This is a genomic window from Pseudomonas sp. B3G-3, from assembly GCF_028640915.1.
GTDB lineage: Bacteria > Pseudomonadota > Gammaproteobacteria > Pseudomonadales > Pseudomonadaceae > Aquipseudomonas > Aquipseudomonas chlororaphis_I.
Map to the genome: position 1 here is coordinate 100,482 of NZ_JAQZAB010000104.1, position 12,511 is coordinate 112,992.

11 protein-coding genes are annotated in these 12,511 nt (G+C 65.5%); all 11 read right to left on the reverse strand.

Annotation, left to right across the window (positions count from 1 at the left end; genetic code table 11):
* Positions 1–10: 10 nt before the first annotated feature.
* The 11 genes from PVZ80_RS14640 to PVZ80_RS14690 all read right to left on the reverse strand — a co-directional run bounded on the left by PVZ80_RS14640 (position 11) and on the right by PVZ80_RS14690 (position 12,228).
* On the reverse strand, positions 11–1,660 hold the full coding sequence (locus PVZ80_RS14640; RefSeq protein ID WP_101282350.1) for a BatD family protein: 1,650 nt from the start codon (positions 1,658–1,660) through the stop codon (positions 11–13).
* Positions 1,657–3,417, reverse strand: coding sequence for a vWA domain-containing protein (locus PVZ80_RS14645; RefSeq protein ID WP_028682264.1), 1,761 nt, complete (start codon positions 3,415–3,417; stop codon positions 1,657–1,659). Before PVZ80_RS14645 ends, PVZ80_RS14640 begins: the two co-directional genes overlap by 4 nt.
* A complete protein-coding gene (locus tag PVZ80_RS14650; protein ID WP_101282351.1) occupies positions 3,414–4,490 on the reverse strand; it encodes a vWA domain-containing protein in 1,077 nt (358 codons plus the stop codon). Before PVZ80_RS14650 ends, PVZ80_RS14645 begins: the two co-directional genes overlap by 4 nt.
* On the reverse strand, positions 4,483–4,977 hold the full coding sequence (locus tag PVZ80_RS14655; protein WP_009048743.1) for a DUF4381 domain-containing protein: 495 nt from the start codon (positions 4,975–4,977) through the stop codon (positions 4,483–4,485). Before PVZ80_RS14655 ends, PVZ80_RS14650 begins: the two co-directional genes overlap by 8 nt.
* Positions 4,974–5,918: a DUF58 domain-containing protein gene (locus PVZ80_RS14660; protein WP_009048744.1), complete on the reverse strand. Its 945-nt coding sequence runs from the start codon at positions 5,916–5,918 to the stop codon at positions 4,974–4,976. Before PVZ80_RS14660 ends, PVZ80_RS14655 begins: the two co-directional genes overlap by 4 nt.
* Positions 5,919–5,923: 5 nt before the next feature.
* Positions 5,924–6,883, reverse strand: a complete 960-nt coding sequence (locus tag PVZ80_RS14665; RefSeq protein ID WP_009048745.1) for an AAA family ATPase — start codon at positions 6,881–6,883, stop codon at positions 5,924–5,926.
* A gap of 222 nt (positions 6,884–7,105) precedes the next feature.
* Positions 7,106–7,798 (reverse strand): formyl transferase, encoded by a 693-nt coding sequence (locus PVZ80_RS14670; RefSeq protein WP_273864104.1) that lies wholly within the window; start codon positions 7,796–7,798, stop codon positions 7,106–7,108.
* Positions 7,799–8,332: 534 nt separating this feature from the next.
* Complete coding sequence (locus PVZ80_RS14675; RefSeq protein WP_028682262.1) at positions 8,333–9,673, reverse strand: MFS transporter; 1,341 nt, start codon at positions 9,671–9,673, stop codon at positions 8,333–8,335.
* Between the two features lie 63 nt (positions 9,674–9,736).
* Positions 9,737–10,930: an L-2-hydroxyglutarate oxidase gene (gene lhgO / locus PVZ80_RS14680; protein WP_101282353.1), complete on the reverse strand. Its 1,194-nt coding sequence runs from the start codon at positions 10,928–10,930 to the stop codon at positions 9,737–9,739.
* Positions 10,931–11,044: 114 nt separating this feature from the next.
* On the reverse strand, positions 11,045–11,755 hold the full coding sequence (locus tag PVZ80_RS14685; protein ID WP_016704681.1) for a FadR/GntR family transcriptional regulator: 711 nt from the start codon (positions 11,753–11,755) through the stop codon (positions 11,045–11,047).
* A gap of 119 nt (positions 11,756–11,874) precedes the next feature.
* Positions 11,875–12,228, reverse strand: coding sequence for a hypothetical protein (locus PVZ80_RS14690; RefSeq protein ID WP_016704682.1), 354 nt, complete (start codon positions 12,226–12,228; stop codon positions 11,875–11,877).
* Positions 12,229–12,511: the final 283 nt, after the last annotated feature.

The window sequence follows — 12,511 nt, forward strand, 5'->3', positions numbered from 1 at the left end:
GTTTCCTCGGTTATTTCGGGTACAGCGGCGGCAGGCTGCTGGTGTCGGCCAGCGGGGTCTGTACGTGTTCGGCGATCGGGATGGTGCGGATTGCGCGCCACAGTTCTTCGCCTTGCCAGTAGTGGCCGGTTTCGCTGTAGAGCGCGCCGTTGAGGCCGTCCAGGGCATCGGACAGGGGTACGAAGCGCGCGGCCATGTCGGCCAGGGTTTCCGGTTGCTGGCGGGCCCAGGCGTCCAGGGCCTGGCGGGTGGCCTGCGGGTCGTTGGCCAGGCTGGCGCGCTTGAGGTCGTCGAGCAGGGTGCGCGGGCTGGGGCCGGTCTGCGCGGCACGCAGGATCGCCGGCTGCCAGCGCGCCCGCCACCAGAGGCCGAAGCCCAGCAGAGTGGTGCAGGCGAGGAGCAGGGTGCTGAGTTTCCAGGCCCAGAGCGTGGTGCTGTCGTCACTGACGCCGGCTGGCGTCGCGCCGGCCGGGGTGTCCACCACCAGGCTTGGGTTGTTCGCCACTTGCAGGGTACGCGCCGGCAGGCTGCTGCGTTCCAGGTGGTCCTCATGGGTGTTCCACCAGACCACTTCCAGCGCCGGCAGGTCGATGCTGCCGCTGCGGTTCGGCACCAGGGCCTGGCTGTCTTCGCGGCTGCCGATCAGCCCGCGGTCGCTGACCTGATTGCTCAGTTGCGGCTGGTCCGGATAGCTGCGCAGGCCATTGGCCTCGGTCACCGGCAAGGGTGGCAGCTGCGAGCTGGACAGGCCTTCGGCCTTGAGGGTCAGGCTGCGGGTCAGCGAGTCGCCGACCTGGCTGTGATCCGGCTCGGGGTTCCAGCTTTCGCTCAGGCTCAGGCTGCGGGCCGGCAGCCAGGGCGCGTCGGCCGGGTATTCGACCGGCTTGGCCTTGACCGTCAACGGCATCTGCGCCGAGCTCACGTGCACCAGCTTGCCCGGTTTCAGGCCCTGGGGCGCCGGGGCCTGGGTGTTCGCGGCATCGGCCAGGGTGGCGCTGAAGATCAGCTCGGGAATATTCAGCACGCCGCTGTGCTGGGGAAAGATCGCGTAGCGGATCTCGATCACGCCGTGGCGCACGCCGTTGATGACTTTTTCATAGGTGCGCGACTCGCCGAGCTGTTCGACCCGGGCATCGTCGATCTGCAACGGCGTCAGGCTGCTGTCGTCGTACAGCGACACCGAGTGATAGATGTGCAGGGTCAGCACCGCCTGGGCCTGCACGTAGACGCTGTCCTGATCGAGGCTGGCGTCGATGAACACCGGCTCCAGCGGCGCGCTGTCGCTGCGGCTTGCGCTTTGCAGCACCTGCAGGGTGATCGGCTGGCTCTGTACTTCGCCCAGTTGCAGGGCCGGGATCACCACGGTGCCGGTGGTCTTGGGCAGCAGGGTGATGATCCAGCGGGTGATGGCGCGGTTTTCGCCGTTGAGGCTGGTCAACTGGTTGACCTGGCGCGTGCCCTGGACCTCGAACTGCGCTTGCAGCGGCGTCAGGTCGGGTTTGCCGAACAGCGTGACATTGTTGGATTCCAGGGTCAGCTCGACGGTTTCCCCGGAGTTCACGCGGCTGCGGTCGACACTGGCGACCAGCCCCTCGGCCCGGACCGCGAAGGCGCCGAGCGTCAATACCAGCGTGAGTAGGAGGGTGGTGAAGCGGGTCATCGAATTTTTCCCTGATCCTGATGTTGTTGCTGTTCGTACCAGAACTTGCGGCGCAGCAGCTCGCCCGGATCGTCCGGAATCTGCCGCAGCCATTGTTCCAATGCCTGACGGTGTTCACCGTCGAAATTGTCCTGGGCATCGCGCAGCGGCGGCGTGGTGGTCTGTTCGTCGCCCAGCTCGCTGCCGGGAATCGCATCGTTGCCCGGGGTGGCGACCTCGTCGTCCGTCGACTCGTCGGCGGTGGTCGGGTGGCTGTTCTCCGGTGGCTGCTGGCCCGGGGTGACCGGTGCCTGGGTCGCCGCGCCGGCTTGTGGCGGCTGATGGGTTTCGTCGTTGTCCTGGCTTTCGCCCTTGGCCGGTTCTTCCGCGGGTGCGGGCTCGGTTTCCTGCAACAGGCGTTCGACCAGGGCCTTGTTCTTTTGCGCGGCCGAAAGCTCCGGTTGCAGCTCCAGGGCCTGCTCGTAGGCATCCAGCGCGGCTTCCAGCTCGCCGCTCTTGGCCAGGGCGTTGCCACGATTGTAGTGGGCGCGGGCGTCGTTGCCTTCGGCAAAGCGCTGAGCGGCAGCGGCGTAGTTGCCGGCCTCGTACAGCGCCACCCCTTGCCACTGCGGGTCCTCGAAATGCTGCGCCGCCTCGCCGGGCCGCTTCTGCTCCAGCAGGCGCTGGCCCTGCTGGTCGGGGCGCAGCCACAGGTCGTTGAACTCGAAGGCGTAGCTGGGCTGCGGCACGGCGAACAGCAGCAGCGGCAGGCAGAACAGCCAGCCGCGGCGTCCGGCGCAGGCGGCCAGCAGCAACAAGGGCAGCAGCAGCCAGTAACCCTGGTCGGCCCAGGTGTCCAGGCGCAGGGTCTGGCCGTCGCTGCGCAGGTTCTGCGGGCCGCTGAGCAGGCCCAGGCCGCGCAGGTCGTTATCGTCCAGGCGTGCCGGGCGATAACGGCCGCCGACCTCGCCGATAAAGCGCTTCAGGCTCGGGCTGTCGAGGCGCGACATGAGAATCGCCCCCTGTTCGTCCTTGAGAAAGCTGCCGTCTTCCTGGGCCACCGGCGAGCCCTGGCGGCTGCCGACACCCAGCATCAACAGTTGCGGCGCCTGGCCGCCGAGGGCCTGGCGGATGCCTTGGCGTTCCTGTTCGCTCAGGGACGAGCCGATCAGCAGGATCCGGCCCTGGCCTAGCGCGCCCTGGTCCAGCAGCTTCAAGGCCTTGAGCAGCGCCAGGTCGGCGCGGTGCCCGGGTTGGGGCATGATCGATGGCTTGAGGGCTTCCAGCAGGTTGCGGCTGGTGGCCAGGTCATCCGACAGCGGCACCAGGGTGTGGGCGCTGCCGGCATAGACCACGATTGCCGTCTGCGCATCGCTGCGCACCTGCAACAGGTCCAGCAGCTTGCGCCGGGCCTGCTCCAGGCGATTGGGCGGGACGTCGCCGGCGAGCATTTCCGGGGTCAGTTCCAGCAACACCACCAGCGGGTCGGCCGGCTTCTGGCTGGTCTGTTCCACCCGTTGCCAGCCGGGGCCGAGCAGGGCCAGCACGGCGAGGATCCAGGCCAGGCCGAGGGCGACCCACGGCAGCTTGCTTTCGCGGCCGTTGCCACCGCTGAGCAGGGCGGCGTGAAAGGCCGGCGGCAGGATCATCTGCCAGCGCCCGGCGCGTTTCTGCCGGTGCCAGAGTTGCCACAGCAGCCAGCCGAGCAGCGGCAACAGCAGCAGCCACCAGGGACGGAACCAGTGGGGCCAGAGTTCGGCCCAGAACGGCGCGCTCATCGACGCCTCCGCAGGCGCAGGCGTTTGAGCCGTTCGCGCCAGTCTGGCAAAGGTTGCAGAAAACGCTCGCGAGTGAAGAAACGGTGCAGCGGATGGTCCGGCCAGCGCTCGCGCACCACCAGCAGGATGCTCAGCAACAGCGCCCCGGCCAGTGGCCAGCTGTACAGCGCTTGCGCCGAACGGGCCTGGGTCGGTTGCTGGGTCACCGGTTCCAGTTGGTCGAGGGTGTCCTTGATCGCTTGCAGTTCCTGGCCGTCACGGGCGCGGAAGTAGCGCCCGCCGGTGGCAGCAGCGATGGCCTTGAGCGCCGGTTCGTCCAGGTCCAGGCTCGGGTTGAGGCCGAGGAAACCCAGGGTAGCGCTTTGCTCCGGGTCGGCGCCGATGCCGATCGGGTAGATCTTCACGCCTTCTTCGGCGGCCAGGCGGGCGGCGGTCAGCGGGTCGATTTCGCCGCCGTTGTTGGCGCCGTCGGTGACCAGGATCAGCACCCGGCTCTGCGCCGGCCGCTGGCGCAGGCGCTTGAGCGCCAGGCCGATGGCGTCGCCGATGGCGGTGTTCTTGCCGGCGATGCCGATCTTCGCTTCGTCCAGCCACACGCGCACGGTGTGTCGGTCGAAGGTCAGCGGCGCTTGCAGGTAGGCCTTGCTGCCGAACAGGATCAGCCCGACGCGGTCGCCTTCGCGGCTTTCCAGGAAGTCGCCGAGCAGGTGCTGGACCAGGTTCAGGCGGCTGACGTCTTCGTCCTGCCACTGCATGTCGGGGAAGTCCATGGAGCCGGAGACATCCACCGCCACCAGCAGGTCGCGGCCGCTGGCGGCCACGGGCAGCGGCTCGCCCAGCCACTGCGGGCGAGCGGCGGCCACCAGCAGCAACAGCCACAACAGGATGAAGGGGGCCTGCTGGCGCCAGGTCGGCAGGTTGGCCCGGGCGCGGCGCTTGGCCAGGCCTTCCAGGTCGCTGAGGAAGCTGACCTTGAGCGCCGGTTCGCCGCTATCGGCCACCGGCAGCAGCACCCGCAGCAGCCAGGGCAGCGGCAGCAGGGCGAAGATCCACGGCCAGGCGAACTCAAACATGTTTGCGAATCCAGATTTCCACCGCCTGGGTCAGGCCGGCGATGGCCTTGTCGTCGAGCTTGCACTCGGGCTTGTAGGCGCCTTCCACCAGGACCATCCAGCGCGTGAGGCCGGCCGCCGGGCAGCGGTTGTCGAGGAACGCCAGCCACTTGCGGCCGTTGAGGGTGTGGCTCTGGCTGTAGGGGTAATGGTTGCGGCACAGGCGCTTGAGCAAACCGTTGAGCTGTTGCAGCCAGGCACCGGCGGGCGCGCCGTCGTAGGGCTTGGGCAGCAGCGCCAGTTCGGCGAGGGCGGCCAGGCGCACCGGGTCCAGCGGTTGTTCGGTGCGGGGCAGGGCGGGCTGGCGTGGCCAGAAGCGCTTGAGCCGCCACAGTCCGAAACCGAGCAACGGCAGCAACACCAGCAACAGCCACCAGCCCGGCGCCGGCGGCCACAGGCCGATGGCGGGCGGGGCGATCAAGGGTTGCAACTGGTCGAGGCTGCTCATCGGGTTTTCCCCGGGCGTTGCGGGTTCAGGTACTCGCGCAGTTGCTCGACCATTTCGCTCTGGGTGCTCAGGGGCATCAGCAGCACCCGCAGCTTCTGCGCCAGCAGTTCCCAGCGGGCGATGCGCGCTTCGCCCTGCGCCCGATAGGCCTGGCGCAGTTCGTAGTTGAGGGTGTCCAGCTCCAGCTGCGCGCCACGCTCGGCAAAGCGCAGCAAGCCGGCGGCGGGCAGGGCGTGGTCCAGCGGGTCGGACAGCGGCATCAACAGCAGGTCGCAATGCCGCGACAGCAGGCTCAGTTGCTGCTCGGCGGCGTCGCTCAGGGCGCGCTCGTCGCAGATCACGATCACCAGGCTGCCCGGGCGCAGCACTTCGCGGCCACGGCGCAGGGCGGTGCCGAGGGCGTCGCGCTCGGGTTCGGTTTCGCTGTGCAGCGACTGGTTGACCCGCACCAGGCGGTTGAGCAGTTGCAGCAGGCTCTGTTTGCTGCGCCGTGGCTTGATCTCGTAGTGGTCGTCGTCGCCGAACACCAGGCCGCCGACCCGGTCGTTGTGGCCCAGGGCGGCCCAGCCGATCAGGCTCGCGGCCTGGGCGGCGAGCACCGACTTGAACATCAGCCCGGAACCGAAGAACAGCCGCCGGCTCTGCTCGACCATGATGAAGATCGGCCGTTCGCGTTCTTCGTGGAACAGCTTGGTGTGCGGCTCCTGGGTGCGCGCGGTGACGCGCCAGTCGATGGTGCGCACGTCGTCGCCGGCCTGATAGACCCGCACCTGGTCGAAGTCGACGCCGCGGCCGCGCAGCTTGGAGTGGTGCAGGCCGACCAGCGGGCTGCGCTGGCTCGGCGTGGAAAACAGCTGCACCTCGCGCACGCGATGGCGCATCTCGATCAGCTCGGCGAGGCTGACGCGGATGCCCGGGGCATCGACTGAGCTGGCGTTCATCGGGGTCAAGCGACGGCTACGACGTCGAGAATCCGCTGGACCACCCGGTCCTGATCGATGCCGGCGGCTTCTGCTTCGAAGGACAGAATGATGCGGTGGCGCAACACGTCGAACAGCACCGCCTGGATGTCCTCGGGGCTGACGAAGTCGCGCCCGGCCAGCCAGGCGTGGGCCCGGGCGCAGCGGTCGAGGGCGATGGAACCCCGCGGGCTGGCCCCATAGGCGATCCATTCGGCCATCTCCGGGTCGAACTTGGCCGGGGTGCGGGTGGCCATCACCAGCTGCACCAGGTATTCCTCCACGGCGTCGGCCATGTACAGGCCGAGGATTTCCTTGCGCGCGGCGAAGATCGCCTGCTGGCTGATGCGGCGCTCGGGCTTGGTTTCGCCGTTCAGCGCTTCGCCACGGGCCTGTTGCAGGATGCGCCGTTCGACGGTGGCGTCGGGGAAGCCGATCTTCACGTGCATCAGGAAACGGTCGAGCTGGGCTTCGGGCAGCGGGTAGGTGCCTTCCTGTTCGATCGGGTTCTGCGTGGCCATCACCAGGAACAGCGGCGACAACTCATAAGTGCTGCGGCCGACACTGACCTGGCGCTCGCCCATGGCTTCGAGCAAGGCCGACTGGACCTTGGCCGGGGCGCGGTTGATTTCGTCGGCCAGCACCAGGTTGTGGAAGATCGGCCCTTGCTGGAACACGAAGCTGCCGGTTTCCGGGCGATAGATTTCGGTGCCGGTGATGTCGGCCGGCAGCAGGTCGGGGGTGAACTGGATGCGATGGAACTGCGCTTCGATGCCTTCCGCCAACTCTTTGATGGCCTTGGTCTTGGCCAGGCCCGGGGCGCCCTCGACCAACATGTGGCCGTCGGCGAGCAGGGCGATGAGCAAGCGCTCGATGAGTTTTTCCTGGCCGAGAATCTGCGTTGAAAGAAAGGTTCGCAGCGCGAGTAGCGCTTCACGATGTTCCATCGATGACTGTTCCTGCAGAGGGTGACCGAAGGCGTTCGAATAACGCCAGGGCTGGGGGCGTTACTTTAATCTATCCGGGCCCCTGGCGACTAACGGCACCTGGCAAATTTCTGTAAATAATGGGTAATTGCGTTGAGCGACGCCAACCTTTTGCGGCGTAGTTTTGAGCATTTTCAATGCTCCAGCAACAAAGCCTCGGCAAGCCTTGCCGCCGTCCAGCGCTCAAGGAGCGCTTATGCGCAACGGAAATCCGTACGATTCGAAAAGATCCCAGACGTCCTCGCGATCGAAGAGCCGCCACCCCAGTGTCGTGAACCGCATCAGGTCATCCTCGCCGGGAAAGGAGTAGTAGGCCCCGGCAGATGGATCCTGGGGCGTCCCCGTCATGGGCTCACCGCGCTCCAGGCGCCTGATTGCGTTCATGATGAGACGCGCGCCTGGTTGATAAAGTGAAAGGATGTGCCACAGCAAGGAGCGCTCCTTTTCGACGGCCACACGCGCAGTGTCAATGATGCGACCCACATCGATACCGGGACTGTCGATCCAGTGGAGAGTGCAACCGATCTCCGGGTCCCCGTTCAGCAGCGCCCGGAAGGTCGCGAGGACACCTCGATATTGAGGCAAGAGGCCAGAGTGAAGATTGAGGACGCCGCGTGGCGCAATGGCCAAGGCTTCATTCTTCAGGATTTGACCAAAGCGGATGGAGATGAACAGATCCGCTCCCGCATCCTGCAGCATTTGCAGGCCCGCAGGATCCCTCAAGCTGGGCAATACCCGCACAGGAACCCCAAAGCGTTGCTGCAGTTCTGCAAAACCGAATCGATGCCCGCTGCTGACCGGGTCGCTCGATCCGCTTAACCCAGGGGCCAAGGCATTGAAGAGGTCCTGCTCGATCAATGCCAGTTGTCCGAGCATGGATGGCACCTTCCTGCCCGATCCCACTCTCTCCGAGAGGAATATTCCCACTGTGCTCTCATGAATCTCGGGCAACAGGAAATTGAGCGTGAGATTGCTCTCCACGTCCCGGTTCACCAGAAAAGCGATTCGCAACTTCAGACCTCCTCTGTCAGACCTGCCTTGAGAGGCAGCAACGGCCGATCCAACACAAGCGGATCGATCCCATTCCCATTGTTTTGCCACGGCGTATGGACGCAAGGCCCGATCTGCTCGATCAATTCCGGCATCAGGCCTAGCATAGTTGCTCTTTCGTCATTGCTACGTCCCCCAGCGGCTCCTGGCCGTTCTCTGCCGATCATGGTTACAACGCGTGCTGGTGAAATCCGATGCAAATGACCGGTCAGGTCGGATGCAAATGGTGGTCAAGTGGCGTGCAATTGCGCAAATAACCGGTAAGGGTCCGCAACGCCGGGACCTGTTGTGAGGATCGGGGGAAGGGGATGGCAGCGGGTGCCTGACGCGCCGCCAGCACGGCGCGTCAGTGGGTTGTGCTCAGTTCTTGAAGCTGGAGTGCTTGCGGCCCTGGTCGCACAGGGCGAAGACCACCACCATCACCGCCGAGACCGCCAGGATCAGCGCCACGCCGTCGGTCGAGTGAGTGGCCGAGTTGGCGACCAGGGCCAGCCCGCCGAGGGGGGCCAGGCCGCCGGCGATGGCAGTGCCGATTTCCCGGCCGGTACCGAAGCCGGAGGAGCGGGTCTGGGTCGGGAACTGGCGGCTGAGGAACGAGCCCTGGGGGGCGAACATCATCGGCGCCAATACCCCGGTGCCGATGGCGATGGCCAGGTAGATCATCAGCGGCTCGCCGGTATTGAGCAGGCTCAGGAAGGGATAGGCGAACAGCACCGAGCACAGGCCGCCGAGCATCAGCACCTTCTTGCTGCTCCACTTGTCGCAGAGCCAGCCGAAGCAGGGCACGGCAACGATCGCCACCAGGCTGGCGATGGTCACCGACAGTGAAGTGACATGGGCTTCGACGCCTTTGTACTGGGTCAGGTAGGCCAGGGAAAAGGTCTTGAAGATGTAGCTCAGGGCGTTGTAGCCGATGGCCACGAACAGCACCACGGCCAGGCCTTTGAGGTCGTTCTTGAACAGCAGCTTGAGGGGCGAGGCCTGGACTTTGGCGCTGTCCTTGTCGAGTGCTTTATCGAGCTTCTCGAACTGCGGGGTTTCCGGAATGCTGCGGCGTACCCACAGGCCGACGCCGACCAGGGCGATGCTGCAGACGAACGGAATGCGCCAGCCGCCGGAGAGCAGGAACTCGTTGCCGTTCATGGTCAGCAGGTAGACGGTCAGCGACGACAGCAGCAGGCCCAGGTTCAGGCCCAGCGCTGGCCAGGCACCCTGGCTGCCGCGCTTGCCTTCGCTGGCGTGCTCGTAGGAGGTCACCGCCGCCCCGGACAGCTCGGCGCCAGCACCGAGGCCCTGGATGATCCGTACCAGCACCAGGATGATCGGCGCCCAGATGCCGATCGAGGCATAGCTGGGAATCAGGCCGATCAGGGTGGTGCACACGCCCATCATGCAGAAGGTGATCACCAATACCTGTTTGCGCCCGAACCTGTCGCCCAGGTAGCCGAACAGGATGCCGCCGAAGGGCCGGGCGATAAAACCGATGGCAAAGGTGGAGAAGGCCAGCAGCGAGGCGACTTTCGGGTTGCTGGGGTCGAAGAAGATTTTCGAGAAGACGATGGCCGCCATGGTGGCGTACAGATAGAAGTCGTACCACTCCAGCATCGAGCCGAAGATGGTCGCCGCCGCCACCTTGCGCAGGCGTTTCTGTTTCTGTTGCGGCGTTTCGCATGCGGCCGGGGCCGCCTCATGTACTGACATCTGAGGATTCCTTGTTGTTTGTAGTTATTTTCAAGCGGGCGCCAGGCACCCGTGCAGCGGGGATCAACGGGCTTTGCGGATTCTCTCGGCAATCATCTGGCCAATGGGGATGGCCGAGGTCGCGGCCGGCGAGGGGGCGTTGCAGACGTGGACCATGCGCGGGGTTTCGGCGAACAGGAAGTCGTGCACCAGGGTGCCGTCGCGCATCACCGCCTGGGCGCGAATCCCGGCCTCATAAGGCAGCAGGTCGTCGACTTCCAGGGACGGGCAGTATTTGCGGCACTGCTCCAGGTAGCCGCGCTTGAACAGCGAGTTCTTCATCTCCGTGGTGCCGGAACCGAGATTGTTCCAGATGGTTTTCCAGAAGCCGGGGAAGGTCGCGTACTCGGCCACGTCGCGCCAGTTGATGGAGAACTTGCGATAGTTCTCGCGGCCCAGGCCGAGCACGGCGTTGGGGCCGACGGTGACGCTGCCGTCGATCATCCGGGTCAGGTGCACGCCGAGAAACGGCAGCTCCGGATCGGGGATCGGGTAGATCAGATGATTGACGATGTTGTTCTTCGCCGCCGGCAGGCGGAAGTACTCGCCACGGAACGGGACTATCTGGTGGTCGATTTTGACCCCGGCCAGGGCCGCCAGGCGATCCGATTGCAGGCCGGCGCAGGCCACCAGCTGGCGGGCGCTCCAGACCTTGTCGTCGCTGCTGATGGTGACTTTGTCGGCGGTTTCGACGACGGCGCGCACCCTGGTCTGCAGCTGCACTTCGCCGCCGGCCTTCTGGATGACCCGGGCCATGGCTTCGCACACCTGCTTGTAGTCGACGATGCCGGTGGCATCGAGGAACAGGCCGCCGAGGCCGACGATGTTCGGTTCGCGCCGCTGCAGCTCTTTCGCATCCAGCTGTTCGACCTTCAGGCCGTTCTGCTGCGAGCGCTCGTACAAGGCGTGCATGCGCTCGACTTCCAGCGGCGTGGAGGCCACCAGCAGCTTGCCGCAGACCTCGAACTTGATCTGGTGCTGGGTGCAGAAATCCTTGGTCGCCTGGGCGCCGCGCTTGCACAGGTCGGCCTTGAGGCTGCCCGGGGCATAGTAGATGCCGGCGTGGATCACCCCGCTGTTGTGGCCGGTCTGGTGCCGGGCCAGGACGTTTTCCTTTTCCAGGATCAGCAGCGAGGCGCCGGGCTGGCGTTCGAGCAGCGCCATGGCGGTGGCGAGGCCAACGATGCCGCCGCCGATGATGCAGTAGTCGTAGATCATGCAGATGTCACCTTGGTTATTCTTGTTTGAGTCTGATCATCAGGTTGTCAGACAAAGATAAGCAAACAAAAGACGCCGCACGGCAGCGTCCGCCAGACAGTGGGTTTCAGGGATTCAATCGATACTTGGCAGGTCGATTTTCAAGCGTTTGGCCGCGGCCCGCAGGTGCGCTTCGGCGCAGGCGGCGGCCTGCTGCCGGTCACCGGCGGCGATGGCTTCGTACAATGCCTGGTGTTCGCGGCCGGCATCGGCGGAACCGCCGACCGAATGGGCCGCCGAGTTTTCCCAGGCGGTGCGCCGCGCTTCGGCCAACTGGCCACGGAGAAAATCATGGAAGGCGACGAAGTAGTGGTTCTTGCTGGCGTCGGCGATGGCCCGGTGGAACTCCACGTCGGCCAGGGCGGCCGCGGCCAGATCGCTGCGCTGGTCGTGCATCTCTTGCAGGGCCGTGCGCATACGCTTCAGGTCGGCGTCGTCGCGACGCTGGGCGGCGATGGACGCGGCCTGGGTCTCGATCCACAGGCGCATTTCGAACATCTGCACCAGGTCGGGCTTGCGGCCCTTCTGGCTGGGGAAACGGAACACGCTGCCGCTGGGGTTCTGCGAAATGAACGAGCCCAGCCCGCGGCGGCTGACCAGGATGCCGTCGGCCTTGAGCTGCGCCACGGCCTCGCGCACCACCGAGCGGCTGACGTTCAGTTGCTCGGTCAATTGCTGTTCGGTCGGCAGGCGCGATTCGGCGGTCAGGCGACCGGCGTCGATTTCCTTGCGGATGGCGTTGACCACTCGTTCGACCAGGGTGTCGGGGCGCTGGAGCTGAAGCATGGAGGAGGCGGCTCTTAAGTCAGGTTGTCAGACAATGCCGGGGCGCCGGTTTCTTGTCAAGAAACCAGTCGCTTGCTCACAGCGGGTTGAATCAGGGCTGGTAGATCAAAGCTCGTAGATCAAAGCTCGCTGATATAGGTGCCGGTGCCCTTGAGGATGTTCTGCAGGGTTTGCTCGACTTCCGCCAGGTCCGCCGCCGCGGTGTTGTGCTTGATCTCCAGGTGATCGCTGCCATTGAGCGCATCGGCGTCGGCCGCGGCGATTTCGATCAGCAGGCGGGTCGGGCCCAGGGTGACTTTTACCCCGTCCAGGGTCGAGGGTTCGCCGTCCAGGGTGATCTCCAGTTCGTCCTCGTCCGGGTAGCGGGTCATCAGGAACATCTCGCCCTGGTTGCTGTGGCAGCAGAGCATGGCCATGTTGTCTTCTTCGTCGTCGCACGGGTTGGCGATCAGGTGGGCGGTGGTCATTTGCATGGGGCGAGTCCTGGGTCTGGCTCCGACGGGGGAGCGGGGCGAACAAAGTGCAATTCTGCCAGCCCGGGGGAATTTCTGCTGCTTTGTGTGTCAGAGAACAGGTCACGCTGGCGTCGCTGCAACTGCCCGCTTCTGGTACGACAGTCCCGTAAAACCGCGCTGCGGCCGCTGTTTTGTCCAGTGGCTGCTAGTGTTGTTCAAGGCCTGGCCCGCCAGTTGCCTGCCAATGACCGAATATGTCGCAGCACCGCAAGCAGCGGGCTTGCCGCACTCGTTAAGCTGC